At 65.7% G+C, this 18,168-nt stretch carries 17 protein-coding genes; 6 read left to right on the top strand and 11 right to left on the bottom strand.

All coding sequences use genetic code 11. The features are described from left to right. Positions 1 to 12: 12 nt before the first annotated feature. The 5 genes from ACEQZ0_RS03265 to ACEQZ0_RS03245 form a co-directional block, all read right to left on the bottom strand. Positions 13 to 753 carry a MauE/DoxX family redox-associated membrane protein gene (locus tag ACEQZ0_RS03265; protein ID WP_370188363.1) on the bottom strand — a complete coding sequence of 247 codons (741 nt, stop codon included), beginning with the start codon at positions 751 to 753 and terminating at the stop codon, positions 13 to 15. A gap of 37 nt (positions 754 to 790) precedes the next feature. Then, positions 791 to 1,588 (bottom strand): DUF1206 domain-containing protein, encoded by a 798-nt coding sequence (locus tag ACEQZ0_RS03260; RefSeq protein ID WP_370188362.1) that lies wholly within the window; start codon positions 1,586 to 1,588, stop codon positions 791 to 793. A 63-nt stretch (positions 1,589 to 1,651) separates the two neighbouring features. Next, a complete protein-coding gene (locus ACEQZ0_RS03255) occupies positions 1,652 to 2,923 on the bottom strand; it encodes an ectonucleotide pyrophosphatase/phosphodiesterase (RefSeq protein WP_370188360.1) in 1,272 nt (423 codons plus the stop codon). A gap of 10 nt (positions 2,924 to 2,933) precedes the next feature. After that, on the bottom strand, positions 2,934 to 4,034 hold the full coding sequence (gene ychF / locus ACEQZ0_RS03250; protein ID WP_370188358.1) for a redox-regulated ATPase YchF: 1,101 nt from the start codon (positions 4,032 to 4,034) through the stop codon (positions 2,934 to 2,936). A gap of 64 nt (positions 4,035 to 4,098) precedes the next feature. Further along, entirely contained in the window at positions 4,099 to 5,094 is a 996-nt protein-coding gene (locus ACEQZ0_RS03245; protein WP_370188356.1) for an SDR family oxidoreductase, read from the bottom strand. Positions 5,095 to 5,244: 150 nt separating this feature from the next. On the opposite strand from ACEQZ0_RS03245, the gene ACEQZ0_RS03240 reads away from it, so the two are divergent. Then, a complete protein-coding gene (locus ACEQZ0_RS03240) occupies positions 5,245 to 6,276 on the top strand; it encodes a magnesium transporter (RefSeq protein ID WP_370188354.1) in 1,032 nt (343 codons plus the stop codon). On the opposite strand, the gene pth is transcribed toward ACEQZ0_RS03240, so the two are convergent. From pth to ACEQZ0_RS03215, 5 genes are all read right to left on the bottom strand, one after another. Beyond that, entirely contained in the window at positions 6,273 to 6,842 is a 570-nt protein-coding gene (gene pth, locus ACEQZ0_RS03235) for an aminoacyl-tRNA hydrolase (RefSeq protein ID WP_370188352.1), read from the bottom strand. The genes ACEQZ0_RS03240 and pth overlap by 4 nt on opposite strands. A 38-nt stretch (positions 6,843 to 6,880) precedes the next feature. Further along, positions 6,881 to 7,315 carry a DUF1330 domain-containing protein gene (locus tag ACEQZ0_RS03230; protein ID WP_370188350.1) on the bottom strand — a complete coding sequence of 145 codons (435 nt, stop codon included), beginning with the start codon at positions 7,313 to 7,315 and terminating at the stop codon, positions 6,881 to 6,883. Between the two features lie 78 nt (positions 7,316 to 7,393). After that, entirely contained in the window at positions 7,394 to 8,074 is a 681-nt protein-coding gene (locus tag ACEQZ0_RS03225) for a 50S ribosomal protein L25/general stress protein Ctc (RefSeq protein WP_370188348.1), read from the bottom strand. A gap of 122 nt (positions 8,075 to 8,196) precedes the next feature. Then, positions 8,197 to 9,084 (bottom strand): TraB/GumN family protein, encoded by an 888-nt coding sequence (locus tag ACEQZ0_RS03220; RefSeq protein ID WP_370188346.1) that lies wholly within the window; start codon positions 9,082 to 9,084, stop codon positions 8,197 to 8,199. Between the two features lie 68 nt (positions 9,085 to 9,152). After that, entirely contained in the window at positions 9,153 to 10,088 is a 936-nt protein-coding gene (locus ACEQZ0_RS03215; RefSeq protein WP_370188345.1) for a TraB/GumN family protein, read from the bottom strand. A 197-nt stretch (positions 10,089 to 10,285) separates the two neighbouring features. Here ACEQZ0_RS03215 and ACEQZ0_RS03210 point away from each other — a divergent pair, with 197 nt between their 5' ends. The 4 genes from ACEQZ0_RS03210 to ppdK all read left to right on the top strand — a co-directional run bounded on the left by ACEQZ0_RS03210 (position 10,286) and on the right by ppdK (position 16,578). Beyond that, positions 10,286 to 11,185 (top strand): glycine--tRNA ligase subunit alpha, encoded by a 900-nt coding sequence (locus ACEQZ0_RS03210; RefSeq protein ID WP_370188344.1) that lies wholly within the window; start codon positions 10,286 to 10,288, stop codon positions 11,183 to 11,185. Further along, entirely contained in the window at positions 11,182 to 11,313 is a 132-nt protein-coding gene (locus ACEQZ0_RS03205; protein ID WP_370188343.1) for a hypothetical protein, read from the top strand. Before ACEQZ0_RS03210 ends, ACEQZ0_RS03205 begins: the two co-directional genes overlap by 4 nt. Beyond that, the gene (locus ACEQZ0_RS03200) at positions 11,306 to 13,801 is read left to right on the top strand and encodes a glycine--tRNA ligase subunit beta (protein WP_370188342.1); all 2,496 of its coding nucleotides are present in this window, start codon (positions 11,306 to 11,308) and stop codon (positions 13,799 to 13,801) included. The genes ACEQZ0_RS03205 and ACEQZ0_RS03200 overlap by 8 nt, the downstream gene beginning before the upstream one ends. 113 nt (positions 13,802 to 13,914) lie before the next feature. Then, positions 13,915 to 16,578, top strand: a complete 2,664-nt coding sequence (gene ppdK / locus ACEQZ0_RS03195) for a pyruvate, phosphate dikinase (protein ID WP_370188340.1) — start codon at positions 13,915 to 13,917, stop codon at positions 16,576 to 16,578. Here ppdK and ACEQZ0_RS03190 read toward each other — a convergent pair. Next, positions 16,575 to 17,333, bottom strand: coding sequence for a methyltransferase (locus ACEQZ0_RS03190; RefSeq protein WP_370188338.1), 759 nt, complete (start codon positions 17,331 to 17,333; stop codon positions 16,575 to 16,577). The two genes, ppdK and ACEQZ0_RS03190, sit on opposite strands and share 4 nt — an antisense overlap. 54 nt (positions 17,334 to 17,387) lie before the next feature. Here ACEQZ0_RS03190 and ACEQZ0_RS03185 point away from each other — a divergent pair, with 54 nt between their 5' ends. Continuing rightward, a complete protein-coding gene (locus ACEQZ0_RS03185; RefSeq protein WP_370188336.1) occupies positions 17,388 to 18,140 on the top strand; it encodes a double zinc ribbon domain-containing protein in 753 nt (250 codons plus the stop codon). Positions 18,141 to 18,168 lie beyond the last annotated feature (28 nt).

Genomic DNA, 18,168 nt, shown 5'->3' with positions numbered 1-18,168 from the left:
ATTTGCAATGGATTACATCGGCATGCGAAGCAACATCCAAATTGCCATCCCGATCATGGCGAGGTTTTCGGTCAGCGAGACAAAGCCGAGCGGTACATTGCTCGACCCGCCGACACAGGCGCATTTGATGTCGCGCTTCTCGATGTAGACCGCATGGAAAACGCTGACCGCGCCAATCGTGCCGATGAACAGCGCCACCGGGATGGACAGCCAGTCGAGCGCATGCGCGGCCATCAACGCCCCGGCACCGAATTCGAGGAACGGATAGGCATAGGAATAGGGAACCCAGCGCCGCGCGAGGAGGTCGTACCCCAGGAACATCGAGGAAAACTTCTCGACATCCTGCAGCTTGAGCATCGCGAGAATGACCATTGAGAACGCGATGAACCATTCTGCAGCGCGAAGGGTGAAGGCAGTGCCGAATGCGAAATGGCTGACGGCGAGGGCCAGAGCGCCCGCCGCGGCAAACACTGCAAGGACGGGGATGTAGCTCGTCGTGCCCGGTTCGGGCAGCGGCCGGTCGAAGTGATTGCGCAGATCGGTATAGCCACCGATCCGGTGGTCCCCGATAAAGGTCTGCGGGGTCGTCGCCACGCCGTGCTGCTCTTTGAAGGCATCGGTCTGTTCGCGCGAGGTCAGGTGGTGATCCTCGACCTGGTAGCCTTCGCGTTCGAGCAGCCATTTCGATTTGATACCGTAGGGGCAGACATGCTTGTCCATCACCATACGGTATAGTTGCGCGGTCTTTGTCATGGCAGCCGAGATGTATCCCCTGGGGGTGTTCTTCAAGTCAGGCGCGGAAGTGGGGCACCTTTCCGTGCACCCCCAGGTCGGGGATGATCCGGTAGCGCGCGAGCACCAGGCTGAAGAGACCGAAGGCCAGCAGGCCGATCGCCACCAGCGTGAAGACAATTTCCTGGCCCGCCAGACTCGCGACCGAATCGCCGAGCGTCTTCACCTGATGCGAGCCGCCCGAGAGAAAGCCGACCTTGACCAGCGACCAGCCGATGACGAGGAAGACCACCGCCCGGGCGACGTAGCCGATCCCGCCGATGAGCCGGGTTTGCCGGGGGGCCTGACTGCTGATCCGGTTCATGAAGCTGCCTGTCAGGCCCTTGCGAGCCTGGAATGCGGCGGCGACGAGGAAAGCTATGCCCAGCAGTCCGAGCACCGCGCCGCCGAACTGGATGGCGAGGATGCCCGAGGCCGCTTCTTGCGCGCTACCGCTGTCCGAACGTCCGCTGATGGCGAATTCATAGGCCGAAAACGCTAGCGCGAGGTGGCCGATCGCGCTGCCGGCATGTCCGATCCGATGCGCCCAGCCGGTGGTGTCGCTGCCGTGGTTCTCGATGTCGAAGGCGGTGGAAGCGAAGCGGAACAGGGCGTAGGCAATGAGGCCGACGACCATCAGCCAGAGGATCGCGGTGCCGAGCGGGAAATCGTCGATCGCCTCGAAGATTCCGTTGGTGCCGCGGCTGATGCGGCCCGCGCTTGTCAGCGCGATGAGGCCGAGCACCGAATAGAGGATCGCCCGGCTGAAGAAGCCAAGGCGCACCAGTGCACTGAATTTTTCGGATTTGTCGACCACCGCTGTCTCCCCGTTGAATGTGATATGCCAACGGGGCTGGGGCGGGCGCGTTCCGCCCCGAGACTAGTTTTGTGTGGCAAGCGCGCCGGCGACATCCTCGCTCCTGCCATCGCTGCGCGCGGCGGGCGGCAGGTCGAGAAGGACGCGGAGCAGCGGGGTGATGGCGGTGTTCTGGAAACTTGCGAGAGTTGCGCCGCGGCGGAACGCGGGACCATTGCCGATAAACACCGCAGCCATTTCGGGTGCAAAGGGATCGTAGCCATGGTTGCCGCCGCTCCAGCTACTATCGGACGCGGTAGAGGCGATCGTCCAGCCGGTGTCGGGCAGGCAGAAATAGGGTGGGATGCGCCGGTGCGTGCCATACTGGAAACGCGCGGGAATTTCCGACTTGCGCCAGCACTCCATATGGTCGTGTGGACGCAGCAGCGCTGCTTCGAGTGCCGCAGTATTGCCTTCGGTCGGCTCGAAGGTCGCATAGGCGCCGCCTTCGACCAGGCGATAGAGCGAAGGATCGACGATATCGGCCAGCACGACCATCTTGTCCGATCCGGTCGCCGCCATGCCGTGATCGGCGACGATGACCAGATTGGCAGGCTGGTGGAGCGTTTCGAGCCCTGCCACGAGGTTGGCTATGTGGTGATCGATATCGCGCAGCGCAGCATCGATCTGCTTGCCCTCCGGCCCGCCGCCATGCCCCGCGCTGTCGATCGTGTCGAAATAGAGCGTGACGAATTCGGGGCGGATGTCGGCGGGACGGCGCATCCAGTCGAGCACCGCATTGACGCGCTGCGTATTGCTCACCTGCATGCTGAAGGCCTGCCAGTCGCTCGCCATCTCGCCGTCGGTGACGGGGCCGTAGCGCACCGCCGTGCCGCCCCAGGGCACCGCCGAGCCGGGCCAGAACATCGCTGCGCTGCGAATGCCCGCTTCCTCGGCCTCGACCCAGATGGGCTTGGCATCGCTCCACCACCAGGGATCGACAGTCGCCATGGTGAAGTTCTCACCCGGCCTGTCGGGATCTTCCATTGAGTTGGCGATGATGCCGTGGTGGTCGGGGACGAGCCCGGTGACCAGGGTCCAGTGGTTGGGAAAGGTCTTCGAAGGGAACGAGGGGCGCATCGAGGCGCGCACGCCTTCGGCCGCGAGGCGCGACAGCGTCGGGGTCAGCCCGCGATCGAGATAGTCGGGACGGAAGCCGTCGATCGAGACGAGGATCGTCACCGGTTCGCGCTGTTCCACCGCCGGCGCGCTCGCCACCGGTGGTTCGGCATAGGGCGTGCACCCGGAGATGGCCGTCGCGAAACCGAGGGCGAGGGCGGCGGCGATCCGGTCCATGGGACTTTCCTCAGACGTTGAACTTGAACAGCATGACGTCGCCGTCCTGCACGAGATATTCCTTGCCTTCCTGACGCAGCTTGCCCGCTTCGCGCGCACCGCTCTCGCCGCCGAGCGCGATGTAATCATCGAAGGCAATTGTTTCGGCACGAATAAAGCCGCGCTCGAAATCGGTGTGGATTTCGCCCGCGGCCTGCGGCGCCTTGGCGCCTGCCGGGAAGGTCCAGGCGCGCGATTCCTTGGGGCCGGCGGTGAAGAAGGTCTGCAGGCCGAGCAGCTTGTAGCCGGCCTTGATGACCCGGCTGAGGCCCGATTCCTCCAGGCCCAGCTCGGCAAGGAATTCGGCGCGGTCCTCGACCGGCATGGCGACCAGTTCGGCCTCGATCGCGGCGGAGACCACGACCGCCTCGGCGCCCTCGGCCGCGGCCTTGGCGAAGACCTGCTCGCTCAGAGAATTGCCGCTCGCGGCGTCTTCTTCGGCAACGTTGCAGACATAGAGCACCGGCTTGGCGGTGAGCAGCTGCGCCTGGCGGAAGACGCGCGCTTCCTCCTCGTCCTTGGGCTCGGTCAGCCGCGCGGGCTTACCGTCGCGCAGCAGGTCGAGCGCCTGGCCCAGCACCGAGGCGGTGAGCTTGGCTTCCTTGTCTCCTCCAGTGGCGCGCTTCTGCGCCGCGGGGACGCGCTTTTCGAGGCTTTCGAGATCGGCGAGCAGCAGCTCGGTTTCGACCACCTCGGCGTCGGCCAGCGGATCGACCTTGTTGGCGACATGCTGGATGTCGTCGTCCTCGAAGCAGCGCAGCACGTGAACGATCGCGTCGACCTCGCGGATATTGCCGAGGAACTGGTTGCCGAGGCCCTCACCCTTGCTCGCGCCTTTCACCAGGCCGGCGATATCGACGAAGGCAAGCTGGGTGGGAATGATCTTGGCCGATCCGGCGATGGCGGCGATCTTGTCGAGCCGCGCGTCGGGCACCGCGACCTGCCCGACGTTGGGCTCGATCGTGCAGAAGGGATAGTTCGCGGCCTGCGCGGCCCGCGTCTCGGTCAGTGCATTGAACAGGGTGGACTTGCCGACATTCGGCAGGCCGACGATCCCGCAGCGGAAACCCATCAGAAACTCCGGAAAAAATGTGTGGCGCGCGCCTTAGACGGGCATTGCGCGAAATGCCAGAGCGTCAGACGTTGTGCACCGCCCTGATCAGCGGGCCATAGCCACTCTCGCCGAGCCAGCCGAGCTGGGTCTTGGCGCAGACCTCGTTGATTGCGACCTGCGGAATCGCGCCGCCGCTGACAGGCAAGCGGACAGGGCGCGTGCCCGGTGCCATGCCGAGGACCTTTGCCATGGCGCGCGGGACATCCATCGGATCGGCGCTGCGGCCCGAACCGTCCTCGGTCCCCATGCGCGCGACCGCCTGCGGATAGCCGTCGAGGTGGAGCGGCGATGCCCGGTCCTTCAGCTCCTGCGAATAGCGGTTGCGGTTGACCCAGACCTTGGTCGGATAGCCGCCGGGTTCGATCACGGTGACCCCGATATTGTGCGGCACAAGCTCGTAGGCGAGCTGTTCGAACATCGCCTCGACCGCAAACTTGGTTGCCGAGTAGTGTCCGGCATAAGGCACGATCACGCGGCCGAGCTGGCTCGACACGGCGAAGATATGGCCCTGCCGGCGCGCGCGCATGCCCGGCAGCACCGCGCGGGCGAGGCGGTGGTAGCCGAGGACGTTGGTGTCGAAGGCCAGTTTGGTCGCCTCCATGTCCTGTACCTCGACCGGGCCGGTGATGCCGATGCCGGCATTGTTGACCAGCACGTCGAGGCCGCGACCGGCGATCCGCTCGGCTTCCGCCACTGCCTGCGTCACCTCGTCGTCGCGCAGCACGTCGAGTTGCAGCACATGGATATCGAGGCTTTCGTCGCGCGCCAGTTGCCGCAATTCCTCGGCCTCGGGGCGCGGTGTGTTGCGCATGGTGGCGAACACGGTCGCGCCCAGGCGAGCGAAGTGTTCGCTGGCCAGTCGCCCGAAGCCGGACGACGTGCCGGTGACGAGGATCGCCTTGCCACCGAGGTCGGGCGCGGGGTCGAGCGCGTCTTGGGCTGCGAGCCTGGCCGCGGACGCCAGTGCCCCCGTGGCGGCGGCACCGGCAAGCAACGAGCGGCGGGTAAGGTCGGACATGGTTCTCTCCTCCAGGCGCTACCATGCCCCTGCGGTGCGGGTTTTGCCAGTGCGGGAAGTGTTTTGCTTGCGACCCGCAATGCTCTAATCGGAAGCCATAACAGGAAGGGCCGGGTCGCGAACGAATCGCCAACGGGGGTCCTTGCACACATGCCGACCATGGTTCTGAGCGAAGCCGAGGAGCGCGCGCACGCGCTTCTCCAAGCCGGAAAAGCGGACGAGACCGTCGCCAGCCTGATGAAGCCGGCAGTGGGCATCTTCGCGCCGACCACCACCGTCGCCGAGGCAATCGAGGTCCTGCGCGAGCAGGTTCGCAGCGCCTTCATCACCTATCTCTATGTGGTCGATTGCGCGAACCATCTCCTCGGGCTCGTGGTGATGCGGGAAATGCTGCTCGCGACGCCCGAGACCCGGCTCGAGGAAATCATGATCAAGGATCCCTTCGCGCTGGAGCGCGACATGTCGCTCGGCGAAGCGCTTAAGGCGGCGCTGCGCAAGCATTTCCCCGTCTATCCCGTTGTCGATCCCGACTACCGCCTCGTCGGGCTCGTGCGCGGAACCGAACTGTTCGCCAATCGCGCGATCGAACTGTCGGCACAGGCGGGCGAGATGGTCGGTGTCGAGAAGGAGGAGCGGCTGTTCACCCCGCTGCTGACCAGCCTCAGGTTGCGTCATCCGTGGTTGCAGGTGAACCTGCTCACCGCATTCGTGGCGGCGGCGGTGGTCGGCCTGTTCGAGGATACGCTCAGCCGGCTTGTCATTCTCGCCGTGTTCCTCCCGGTGATGGCGGGGCAGACAGGCAATACCGGGTGTCAGGCACTCGCCGTCGCATTGCGCGGCATGACTTTGGGCGAGGTCAAGGCGGAGAGCGCGCGGCACCTGGTGCGCAAGGAAGGGATGCTCGGCCTGGCAAACGGCCTGCTCGTCGGAGTGACCGCGGGGGCGGGGATGTTCGCCTATGCGCTGATCCAGGGGGAGGCCGACCCGGTCTGGTTCGGCATCGTCGTGCTGATATCGATGGTGATTGCCTGCACTGTCAGCGGGATCGCGGGGGCGCTGATCCCGCTCACGCTCAAGCGGCTCGGCGCCGATCCCGCGACAGCCTCGAGCATCTTCCTGACCACGATGAGCGACGTCGCCAGCATGGGCGTATTTCTCGGGCTGGCGACGCTGCTGCTCTAGCCCTGGAGGCGCAGCGCGTATTCGCTCATGAAACGGGCATCGTCGCCCCGTGCAAGCCACTCGGCCTCGGCGCCGATCGCGCCGAGCATGTCTGCCAGGTCGTCCATTTCCGCCTTGGCGTAATTTCCCAGCACATGGCCATGGACCCGATCCTTCGATCCGGGGTGGCCGATGCCGATACGCACGCGGCGGAAATCGGGGCCGAGATGCTGGTTGATCGATCGCAGGCCGTTGTGCCCGGCCAGCCCGCCGCCGGTGCGGACCTTGACCTTGCAGGGGGCGAGGTCGAGCTCGTCATGGAAGACGGTCAGCGCATCGGGTTCGAGCTTGTAGAAGCGCAGCGCTTCGCCCACCGCGCGGCCGCTTTCGTTCATGAAGGTTGCGGGCTTGAGCAGCAGGATCTTCTGTGTCGCGATGCGGCCTTCGCGCACCCAGCCCGAGAACTTCTTCTGCACCGGGCCGAAGTCGTACATATCGCCGATGACGTCGACCGCCATGAAGCCGACGTTGTGCCGGTTCATCGCATATTGCGGTCCGGGATTCCCGAGGCCTGTCCAGATCTGCATCGCGCGCTGTTAGCTGGTGAAGGCCGCGAACCCAAGCCCTAGGCGGGCATGGTCCCCGGCCACAGCGGCAGCAGGCGCGAATCATACACCGCCGCGGTGCGGTGCCGGGTGATGCGTTGCGCTTCGGGGTTCGCGGCGAAGGCGAGGAAGCTGGCCTTGCTCGCCTGCTTCACCAGCATGGCGAAGTCCCAGTTCTCGTCCTCGGGCCCGATCAGGAAGGCATCGGCCTTGCCCGCGAACAGCACTTCACCGCCGCTGGCTGCCAGCAGCGGTTCCAACTCGCGCATGTAGCGGACATAGGCCTCGGCGCCGCTGGTTCCGCCCTGCGGTTCGAGGTCGGGTGCGTGGGCATAGTCCGCACGATCGCGGAAGCGCAGCAGGTTGAGCATGACCACCGGCCCGTCGCCGGGCGTGCCGAAAAACCGTGCGCCCGACTGCGGCGAGACGTCGAGATAGGTCGGGGCATCTGTCATCGCGGCTCTCCCAAAGCAAAACGCCGGCCCCGCTGGGGGCCGGCGTCTCGTATAGGCCAAAGCGGCAGGTGGAAAGGATCAGTCCTCGCCGCCTTCGCCTTCTGCTTCTTCTTCGGCGTCCTGCTCGGTGGCGGGCACGTCGTCGGCAGCGGTTTCACCTTCCTGCGTGGTATCGCCTTCGGCCTTCTTGAGCGCCGAGGGAGCGACCAGCGTGGCAATGGTGAAGTCGCGATCGGTGATCGCGCTTTCGCTGCCCTTGGGCAGGCTGACTTCGCTGATGTGGATCGAGTCGCCGACTTCCTTGCCGGTGACGTCGATTTCGATCTCGCTCGGGATCTTGTCGGCTTCGCAGACCAGCTCGAGCTCGTGACGGACGATGTTCAGCACGCCGCCCTTCTTGAGGCCCGGCGAGGCTTCTTCGTTGGTGAACACGACCGGGACGCTGACTTCGACCTTGGCGTTCTTCGACAGACGTAGGAAGTCGACGTGCTCGGGGCGGTCGTTGACGGGGTGCAGAGCAACGTCCTTGGGAAGCGTGCGCAGCTTCTTGCCGCCCACTTCGATCTCGACGATCGAGTTCATGAAGTGACCGGTCATCAGCTGACGGACCAGTTCCTTCTCTTCCACGTGGATCAGGGTGGGTTCTTCCTTGCCGCCATAGATCACGGCGGGGACGCGGCCATCGCGACGCAGTGCACGGGAGGCTCCCTTGCCAGCCCGTTCGCGCGTCTCGGCCGGCAGGGTCAGAGCGTCGCTCATGTCACTTACCTTTCGAATGCATATTGGTTACCCGGTCCACCACGCCTCCAGGGATGACCATGGTGCCGGAGGCGCGCGCCTAGCAGGATGCGCGGGAAAAGCAAGCGTGAAGAGCGCAGCTTCTATTCGATCCGCCGGACCTTGTAACCGCGTGCCTCGAGCATGGCGGGGAGGCCCGCCTCGCCGAGCAGGTGCCCCGCGCCGACCGCGATCAGCGGCTTGTCGCGTGCCGAGAGGAGGTTCTCGATCTGAGCCGCCCAGTTGGCGTTGCGATTGCGCAGCAGCACCTGGACGAGTTCGGGATCGGCCAGGATGCCGCGCCGGGTCAGTTGCTGGAGCCGGTCGGTATCTCCTGTCAGCCAGGCCTTGGCGAGCGTGCCCATACCATCGTCGTAGTCGCGCGATTCCCTGAGCACCGCATTGAGCAGGTCGCGCTGCTCCGTCTCGGGCAGCCGGTCGAAGATTTCGAGCTGCCCGCGCGCGCCCTCCAGCTCCACCACCTCGCGCTTGTCGAAGGCTGCGAGAAGCGCGCGGTCGGCGCCGTTTTCCGACTTGGCCGATTGCGCCACCTGCGCCAGCGCCAGCGCGGCGGCCCAGCTTTCCATCGGGTCGAAATAGGCGCGGCGCACCTTGGCCCTGACCAGCAGCGTCTCGAACTCGTCGGTCAGATCGGGGTCGATACGCTGCGCGATCGGGCCCGCTGGGCGGTCGAAGGCCATCTGCTCGAAGGTCTTCGAAAGTTCGGCACTATCCTCGAGATTGGCGACCTCGACCACCAGCATATCGGCCTTGCCGAGGATCGCGTCGAGTTTGGGCGAGCGCCATTTGGTGTCGTCGGGCAGGGCATGAATCGTACCGAACATCCAGCCTTCGACCGCGCCCTTGCTGTCGGCGATTTCCCACAGTGCCGGGTAGGGGCCTTCGGGCTTGGCATTGTCGGCCTGCTTGCCGCAGGCGGCGAGCAGCAGCGCCAGGGCGAGAAAAAGCGGGGAGAACGATCGGGCGGTCACGCTCGCTTCCCTGCATTGTTTGAAGCGCTTGGCAAGACTGGATTTGTGCCTGACCGCCTACGGGACAATTACTGGATCCGCGTCACGGTGAGGCCGCGACTGGCAAGAAAGTCCTGTACGCTGCGCGAGCCGGCGAGATGCCCGGCACCGACCGCGAGGAATACCGTGCCGGGATCATCGAGCCGCGCGTCGATCCAGTCGGCCCAGCGCGCATTGCGATCATAGAGCAGCGCATCGGCGAGCACCGGGTCGGCGAGGCCCTGGTTCATCAGCTCGGCGAGTCCATCGGCATCGCCCTCCAGCCACTCGGTGATCATGCGCTTCATCAGCGGGGCGATCTGGTCGATATTGTCGGCCGCAACCATCAGGAAGGCGATCTGCGAATCCTCCGGCAGGCCGTCGAAGAGGTTGATCTGATCGTCGAGAGATTCCAGCCCGGCGCGCTTCGCATCGGCGGGGGCCAGCTTCTCGATCATCGCTTCCACGCCGCTCTCCGCGGAATAGCCCTCCCTCATCAGCGGCAGGACGCCGAGGTTCATGCCCGCGAACCACGGCTCGAAAGGGTCGAACGCCGCCGGGGGCATGCCGAGTGTGCCCAGCGCGGCTTCGAAACTGGCGCGATCCTCGTCGCTGAGCCGGTCGCGCAGCGTCTCGCCCTGGGGAAGCAGGGCCTTGCTCATGACCATCTGCTGTGCCGCCGGATCCTGCGCCGCCGAGGCGGGGATTTCGGTGATGAGCTCGTCCGCTCCGGCGAGGGCGCTCTCGATCGGGCCGCCATACCATTCGGTATCCTTGGGCAGCGCGTGTACCGTGCCGAAGAGATAAATCGTGGTGTCTTCGTCGGCGACCTTCCACAAGGCGGGTCCGGTGCGCTGGACAGGTTGCTGTTGGGCAACGGTGGGCGCGGGCGAGGATGCCAGCTCGCTATCGGGCGCCGTCGCGCAGCCTTGCAGGAGGAGCGCGACGGCGGGGAGCCAGGCGAAGTTGGCGGCAGACAGTTTCATGGACACGATCCCTTACTTGTGCCGACGGATTTGTCAGCAGTGATTTCGGGCCCGAGGGCGGGTGGTGGCCGGCGCTATATGTCAAGCAAGCTTTCCAATGGCAAATCTCCTTTACCAAAAGTAAGGCGACCATGTCATCAAACTTCCCTCCTCGGCAGGATTGACCGCGTTTCGCGCTTGCGCCATTGCCCGCCGCCATGGACCGCAACCCGCAAAATTCCTTCCAGGACATGATCCTCGCGCTGCACGATTTCTGGAGCGCGCAGGGGTGCCTCATCCTTCAGCCCTACGACATGCGCATGGGCGCGGGCACCTTCCACACCGCCACCACGCTGCGCGCGCTCGGGCCCGAGCCGTGGAACGCGGCGTTCGTGCAGCCCTGCCGCCGCCCGACCGATGGCCGCTATGGCGAGAACCCCAACCGGCTGCAGCACTATTACCAGTACCAGGTGATCCTGAAGCCGAGCCCGGCGGACATCCAGGACCTCTATCTCGAGAGTCTGCGCGTCATCGGCATCGATCCGCTGAAGCACGACATCCGCTTCGTGGAAGACGACTGGGAAAGCCCGACGCTCGGAGCATGGGGCCTTGGCTGGGAAGTCTGGTGCGACGGAATGGAAGTCACGCAGTTCACCTATTTCCAGCAGATGGGCGGCTTCGACTGCAAGCCGGTCGCGGGCGAGCTGACCTACGGGCTCGAACGCCTCGCCATGTATATCCAGGGCGTCGACAACGTGTATGACCTCGATTTCAACGGGCGGGGCGTCACTTATGGCGATGTGTTTCTCGAAAACGAGAAGCAGATGTCGAAATGGAACTTCGAGGTCGCCGAGACCGACGCGCTGTTCGACCTGTTCAACAAGGCCGAGGCCGAGTGCAAGAACGCGCTCTCACACAACGTGCCCATCGCTGCATATGAGCAGGCGGTCGAGGCCAGCCACATCTTCAACCTGCTGCAGGCGCGCGGCGTGATCAGCGTGCAGGAACGCGCCAGCTATATGGGCCGCGTCCGCGATCTCGCCCGTGGCAGCTGCGAAGCCTACATGGAAAAGGAAGCGCCCGTGTGGGCAGAGAAATATCCGGAGTGGTCGAAATGAGCGCCCTCGCACCACACCAGATCATGATCCGTCATTGCGAGCGTGGCGAAGCAATCCAGTCCCGCGCTTTCTGGATTGCAGCGGCGCCTGCGGCGCCTCGCAATGACGAGGAGGCGGCCAATGTCTGACTTCCTCCTCGAACTGCGCAGCGAAGAAATTCCCGCCCGCATGCAGGCAGGCGCGCGCGCCGAGCTTGAAAAGCTGTTCCGCCGCGAGATGGACGCAGCCGGTGTCGAAACCGGAGCCATCACCGTCTGGTCGACCCCGCGCCGTCTTGCGCTGATCGCGCGCGGCCTTCCCGAGGCCACCGAGGCCATCAGCGAGGAACTCAAGGGACCGCCCGTCGGCGCACCCGACCAGGCCATCGACGGCTTCTGCCGCAAAGCCGGAGTCGAAAAGGGCGCGCTCGAAACTCGCGATGTGAAGGGGCGCGAGACCTACTTCGCCGTGAAGAACATTCCCGGCCGCGCGACCAAGGACCTGCTCGCCGAGGCAATCCCCGCGATCGTGCGCGATTTCAGCTGGCCCAAGTCGATGCGCTGGGGCGCCGCCTCGATCAGCACCGAGAGCCTGCGCTGGGTTCGCCCGCTGTCGGGCATCGTTGCGCTGCTGGGTGACGAAGTCATCGAATGCGAAGTGCACGGCGTCACCTCGGGCGCGGTCACGCTCGGCCACCGTTTCCACCATTCGGGCGACATCACCATCGGCAATGCCGCTGATTACGCGATGAAGCTGCGCGCGGGCCATGTCATCGTCGACCACGAAGAGCGGCAGGACCTGATCCGAAAGGGCGCCGCAAAGGTCGCGTCCGAAGGCGGTCTCACACTTGTCGAGGACGAGGGACTGGTAATCGAGAATGCCGGCCTCACTGAATGGCCCGTCCCGCTGCTCGGCCGGTTCGAGGAGGATTTCCTCGAGGTCCCGCCCGAGACGATCCAGCTCACCGCGCGCGTGAACCAGAAGTATTTCGTCTGCACAGCCTCCCCCGACGGGGGAGGGGGACCACGCAGTGGTGGAGGGGCACCTCCGTCTGATCAGAACGGTTCCGAGCAGCCGGACCTGCCCCACCACCATCCTGCGGATGGTCCCCCTCCCCGTGCCGGGGAGGCCAGACTCGCCAACGCCTTTATCTGCACCGCCAATATCGAGGCGGAAGACGGCGGCGCGCGCGTGATCGACGGCAACCGCAAGGTCCTCGCGGCGCGCCTCGCCGATGCGCGCTTCTTCTGGGACGTCGACCGCAAGAAGACGCTCGCCCAGCACGCCAAGGGGCTCGAGCGGATCACCTTCCACGAGAAGCTCGGCACCGTCGCCGACAAGGTCGAGCGCGTCGCCAAGCTGGCTCGCTGGCTGGTGGAATCGGATATCGTCACCCCGGACTTGATCCGGGGTGGTGCTTCTTCCGGCGCTGCAAAGGAAAAGCACGACCCCGGCTCGGGGGCCGGGGTGACGAAGGAGCAGTTAGCGGACTGGGCGCAACAGGCCGCCGAATTGTGCAAGGCCGACCTCGTCACCGAAATGGTCGGCGAGTTCCCCGAGCTGCAGGGCCTGATGGGCGGTTACTACGCCCGTGCTGAGGGTCTGCCCGACGAAGTCGCCGATGCTATCCGCGATCACTACAAGCCGGTGGGTCAGGGCGACGAAGTGCCGACTGCTCCGGTGACGGTGGCGGTCAGCCTGGCGGACAAGATTGATAGTCTTTCGAGCTTCTTCTCCGAAGGGGAGCGTCCCACTGGCTCCAAAGACCCTTTCGCGCTTCGTCGCTCTGCTTTGGGTATAATATTAATTCTAACAGAAAGTCGAACCCGGCTGCCCCTGTTGGACATTACCGATTTCGCAATTCGAAATCTCAATCAGCAATTAGTGCGACGTAGTCGGGATGATGCCGACCGTGCGAAGGCGGACGCTCTTTCGAAGGGGGTTCTCGCGAAGCAAGCCATATCGATGGGTGTACCTGAGCTCTCGACCGATCGCGGCATCGAGGGACGATTGCATTTGCTCCAATCGTGGGACCTCCTCGACTTCTTCGCCGACCGCCTCAAGGTCCAGCAGCGCGAAGCCGGCGTTCGCTACGACCTGATCGACGCGGTATTCGCGCTTGGTGGTGAGGACGATCTTGTCCGCCTGCTCGCCCGGGTGAAGGCGCTCCAGTCCTTCATGGACAGCGAAGACGGCGCCAACCTGCTGGCCGGCTACAAACGCGCCGCCAACATCCTCAAGAAGGAAGACTGGCACGGCACCGAGGGCGAGATCGCGCGCACCGGCGAGGAAGACCCGCTGGCGCTGGTCGACGATCCCGACATGAAGGCGGTGATCGACGCCAAGATGGCCGAGCGCCATGCGAAACAGCTTTCCTACACGCCCGAGCCGGCCGAAAAGGCACTGATGGATGCGCTTGCACAGGCGGAACCGGCAGCGGCGCGGGCCATTGAGGCGGAAGACTTCTCCGCCGCTATGGCGGCGCTCGCGTCGCTGCGTGCACCGATCGACCGTTTCTTCGATGAAGTGACGGTAAACGCGGATGAAGAAATGAAGCGGGCCCATCGGCTCGACCTGCTTGCGGCCTTTCGTGCTGCAGTGCACAAAGTGGCCGACTTCAGCCGCATCGAGGGCTGATTTCGCGCCCGCACCGCTGTCCGTCACTTTACGCAAAGGTGCCGGAAAACAGCGGCTTGTAAGAATTTTATCGGGTGACGCGGTGTAACCTTCGTCACCCCGGAAGGGACACGATGAACGATACGGTCTTCACCTTCGGCGGCAACGCTCCGCATTCGAATGCACGGCAGAAGGACAAGACCGTTACCGGCGGCAAGGGCGCCAATCTCGCCGAAATGGCCAGCATCGGCCTGCCGGTCCCCCCCGGCTTCACCATCGCGACCGAGGAATGCCTCAAATATCTCGCGGGCGGCTCGGATTTCTCCGACAAGCTACGCCGCGACGTCGCCGAGGCGCTGAAGCATGTCGAGGCGACCGTCGGCAAGGGCTTCGGCGATGCCGCCGACCCGCTGCTCGTCTCGGTCCGCTCGGGCGCAGCGATCTCCATGCCCGGGATGATGGACACGGTCCTCAACCTCGGCCTCAACGACGAAACCGTCGAGGGGCTGGCGAAGACCAGCGGCGACGAACGCTTTGCCTGGGACAGCTACCGCCGCTTCATCCAGATGTATGGCGATGTCGTGCTCGGCGTCGACCACGGCCTGTTCGAGGAAGCGCTCGAAATCGCCAAGGAAGACAATGGCTATTACGCCGATACCGAACTGAGCGCCGGGGAATGGAAGGCGCTGGTCGGTCAGTACAAGGCCATTGTCGAGGAAGAGCTGGGCAAGCCATTCCCGCAAGACCCGGTCGAACAGCTGTGGGGCGCAATCAGCGCGGTGTTCGACAGCTGGGATACCGATCGCGCCAAGATATACCGCCGCCTCAACGATATTCCGCACGACATGGGGACCGCGGTCAACGTACAGGCGATGGTGTTCGGAAACATGGGCGACACGAGCGCCACCGGCGTCGCCTTCACGCGCGACCCCTCTACCGGCGAGAAGGCCTATTACGGCGAATGGCTGGTCAATGCGCAGGGCGAGGATGTGGTCGCGGGCATCCGCACGCCGCAATATCTGACCAAGGCGCGGCGCGAGGCGGCGGGGGCCGACAAGCCGAGCATGGAAGAGGCGATGCCCGAGGCCTTCGCCGAGCTCGCGCGGCTGTTCGAGCTGCTCGAACGTCATTACGCCGACATGCAGGACATCGAGTTCACCGTGCAGCAGGGCAAGCTGTGGCTGCTCCAGACGCGCAGCGGCAAGCGCACCGCCAAGGCCGCGCTCAAAATGGCGGTCGACATGGTCGGCGAGGGGTTGATCGACGAAAAGACCGCGATCCTGCGCGTCGATCCGATGGCGCTCGACCAGCTGCTCCACCCGACGCTCGATCCCGATGCGCCGCGCGACGTGCTGACCACCGGCCTGCCGGCATCGCCCGGCGCGGCGAGCGGACGGATCGTGCTCGATGCCGATACCGCCGAGACCTGGGCCGGGCGGGGCGAAAAAGTCATCCTCGTGCGCGTGGAAACCAGCCCCGAGGATATTCACGGCATGCATGCCGCGACCGGCATCCTCACCGCACGCGGCGGGATGACCAGCCACGCGGCGGTGGTCGCGCGCGGCATGGGCCGCCCCTGCGTTTCGGGCGCTTCGGCGGTCTCGATCGACCGGGCGGGGCGCAGCCTGCGGATCGGCGATCGCGACCTGCTCGAAGGCGATGTCATCACCATCGACGGTGCCAATGGCCAGGTGATGGCGGGCGAGGTGGCGACGATCGAACCCGAACTCGCCGGCGATTTCGGAACGCTGATGGAATGGGCCGACAAGCATCGCCGCATGCGCGTGCGCACCAATGCCGAGACCGAAACCGAATGCCGCATGGCGCGCCAGTTCGGCGCCGAGGGTATCGGACTGTGCCGGACCGAACATATGTTCTTCGACGCGGGCCGGATCAGCGCGGTGCGCGAGATGATCCTCGCCGATAGCGAGGCAGGCCGCCGCGCCGCGCTCGCCAAACTGCTGCCCGAACAGCGCAGCGATTTTGTAACGATCTTCGAAGTCATGGCAGGGCTGCCCTGCACGATCCGCCTGCTCGACCCGCCGCTGCACGAGTTCCTGCCGCATGGCGATGCCGAATTCGAGGATCTGGCCGAGACGACCGGCGTGGGGATCGACAAGCTGCGGCGCCGCGCGGGCGAGCTGCACGAATTCAACCCCATGCTCGGCCATCGCGGCTGCCGCCTCGGGATCACCTATCCCGAGATCTACGAGATGCAGGCGCGCGCGATCTTCGAGGCCGCCTGCCAGGTCGCCAAGGATAGCGGCGAGGCGCCGGTGCCCGAGATCATGATACCGCTGGTCGCGACCCGCCGCGAGCTCGAACTGCTCAAGGATGTGGTCGACCGGGTGGCGGAGGAGGTCTTCGCCGACACCGGGGTTACGCTCGACTATCTCGTCGGCACGATGATCGAACTGCCGCGCGCGGCGCTGATGGCGGGCGAAATCGCCGAGGTCGGCGAATTCTTCAGCTTCGGCACCAACGACCTGACGCAGACCACGCTCGGCGTCAGCCGCGACGATGCCGGGCGCTTCCTGACGACCTATGTCGACAAGGGCATCTTTGCGCGCGATCCCTTCGTCAGCCTCGATGTCGACGGGGTCGGCCAGCTGGTCGAACTCGCCGCCGAACGCGGCCGGGCTGTGCGCGACGGGCTCAAGCTCGGCATTTGCGGCGAACACGGCGGCGATCCGGCCAGCATCGCCTTCTGCGAGGCGACCGGGCTCGATTACGTCAGCGCCTCGCCCTACCGCGTGCCGATCGCCCGGCTCGCGGCGGCGCAGGCAAGCCTGCGCTAATCCTTCCAGCCGGTTAGCGTCAGGATCTCGAAGCTTTCGAGGACGCGGCCTTTCCTGTTGGCGGCCTTGCGGAAAGCGGTTTCGGCGCGTTCCAGCGCGGCCTTGCCGAGCGGCGGCGGGGCACTCGCCAGCGCGCTGCCGAGGCCCTGGTCGCGCAGGTCCGAGACAAGCCGGTCGAGCGAACCGAAGGATACCGTCAGCGTCCGGCTGTCGACCACCTGGCGCCGGAACAGTGCGCGCTCGAGCAGCGCCGAGGCCGCGCGGTTGTCGACCAGCGGGTGCATCCGCGCCGCGGGCCGGTCGGGCTCGGCGGCGAGCATCGCGCGGCGCAGATTGGGCAGGCTGCCCGCGCCGAGGAAGCTGGCGATCATCATCCCGCCTTCGGTCAGCGCGTTGCGGATATGGAGCAGCGCACCGGGCAGGTCGTTGACCCGGTCGAGCGAGGCGAGGCTGACGACGAGGTCGTAGGGCACCGCCTCGATCGGCGCTTCCTCGTCGAGCGAGGCGACATCCTGTTCCTGGACCTGCGCCCCCGCACCGCGCAGCGACAGCGCGAGCGTGCCGGTCCAGTCGCCGATGACGAGCACACGGCGAGGGTTCATGCGGACGAATTCGAGCCGGTCGAGCACGTCCTCGACCATGTCGTCGAGGATATAGCGCGCCGCATTGCGATGCGCCTGGCGGACCCGCGCCCGGCGCAGGCCGACGATCCGGCGGCGGCGCGAGAAGATCCGGGGCGGGGCTTGCTGGGCCATGGCTCTGCCCCTGCCGCGCTTGCCAGCCCGGCGCAAGCGGTGCAGCCTGCGAAGGTGTCGACAAGCCGTTTCCTCGCCGCCAGCCTCGCGCCGCTGGTGGATTTCGTCTACCCGCCGCGCTGCCCCGCCTGCGGTGGCGGCGTGGCCGAGCAGGGCGGCTTGTGCGCGGCCTGCTGGGAAGGTTTGGTGATCCCGGGCGAGCCGAGTTGCGCCGCCTGCCAGCGTCCGTTCGGCGACAGCGGGCCGCAAGCCGGGGCGATCTGCGCCCCCTGTCTTGCGAACCCGCCGCGGCACGACGGCATCGCTGCGGGCACGCTCTACACCGATGTCTCACGGCAGCTCGTGCTTGCCTTCAAGCATGGCCGCCGACTGGCTCTTGCGCCGATGCTGGCCCGCCTGATGGCTGCGCGTCTGCCCGTGACGGATCCCGAGCGGGTGATCGTTCCCGTCCCGCTTCATCGCTGGCGCCAGTGGCGGCGCGGGTTCAACCAGGCGGGATTGCTTGCGCGCGAGTTGCAGGCGCTCGGGCACGGACGGCTATGCGTCGACGCGCTCGTCAGGGCCAAGCCCACGCCCACGCTCGGCGGGCTCGGTCGGAAGGCGCGCGCGCGTGCCCTGTCGGGATCGATCCTGCTGAATTCCCGCCGACGGAGCGCGGTAGAGGGCCGCGACATCCTGCTGGTCGACGACGTGCTGACCAGCGGGGCGACCAGCGACAGCTGCGTTCGTGCACTCAAGCGGGGCGGGGCGGCGAGTGTCACCATTGCCTGCTTCGCTCGCGTCCTCGAGGAGGCGCTCGACGTCTGACCGGAAAACGAAACGCCCGGGACCTTGC

Source organism: Qipengyuania sp. (assembly GCF_964227205.1).
GTDB lineage: Bacteria > Pseudomonadota > Alphaproteobacteria > Sphingomonadales > Sphingomonadaceae > Qipengyuania.
This window is presented reverse-complemented; position numbering and strand designations above follow the sequence as displayed.

Bases quoted from the DNA above. Each gene is read 5' to 3' on its own strand.
- ACEQZ0_RS03230 (WP_370188350.1), bottom strand. From the start codon at position 7,315: ATGACAGATGCCCCGACCTATCTCGACGTCTCGCCGCAGTCGGGCGCA.
- ychF (WP_370188358.1), bottom strand. From the start codon at position 4,034: ATGGGTTTCCGCTGCGGGATCGTCGGCCTGCCGAATGTCGGCAAGTCC.
- ACEQZ0_RS03210 (WP_370188344.1), top strand. From the start codon at position 10,286: ATGGACCGCAACCCGCAAAATTCCTTCCAGGACATGATCCTCGCGCTG.
- ACEQZ0_RS03265 (WP_370188363.1), bottom strand. From the start codon at position 753: ATGACAAAGACCGCGCAACTATACCGTATGGTGATGGACAAGCATGTC.
- ACEQZ0_RS03255 (WP_370188360.1), bottom strand. From the start codon at position 2,923: ATGGACCGGATCGCCGCCGCCCTCGCCCTCGGTTTCGCGACGGCCATC.
- ACEQZ0_RS03240 (WP_370188354.1), top strand. From the start codon at position 5,245: ATGCCGACCATGGTTCTGAGCGAAGCCGAGGAGCGCGCGCACGCGCTT.
- ACEQZ0_RS03200 (WP_370188342.1), top strand. From the start codon at position 11,306: ATGTCTGACTTCCTCCTCGAACTGCGCAGCGAAGAAATTCCCGCCCGC.
- ppdK (WP_370188340.1), top strand. From the start codon at position 13,915: ATGAACGATACGGTCTTCACCTTCGGCGGCAACGCTCCGCATTCGAAT.
- ACEQZ0_RS03215 (WP_370188345.1), bottom strand. From the start codon at position 10,088: ATGAAACTGTCTGCCGCCAACTTCGCCTGGCTCCCCGCCGTCGCGCTC.
- pth (WP_370188352.1), bottom strand. From the start codon at position 6,842: ATGCAGATCTGGACAGGCCTCGGGAATCCCGGACCGCAATATGCGATG.
- ACEQZ0_RS03245 (WP_370188356.1), bottom strand. From the start codon at position 5,094: ATGTCCGACCTTACCCGCCGCTCGTTGCTTGCCGGTGCCGCCGCCACG.
- ACEQZ0_RS03225 (WP_370188348.1), bottom strand. From the start codon at position 8,074: ATGAGCGACGCTCTGACCCTGCCGGCCGAGACGCGCGAACGGGCTGGC.
- ACEQZ0_RS03190 (WP_370188338.1), bottom strand. From the start codon at position 17,333: ATGGCCCAGCAAGCCCCGCCCCGGATCTTCTCGCGCCGCCGCCGGATC.
- ACEQZ0_RS03205 (WP_370188343.1), top strand. From the start codon at position 11,182: ATGAGCGCCCTCGCACCACACCAGATCATGATCCGTCATTGCGAGCGT.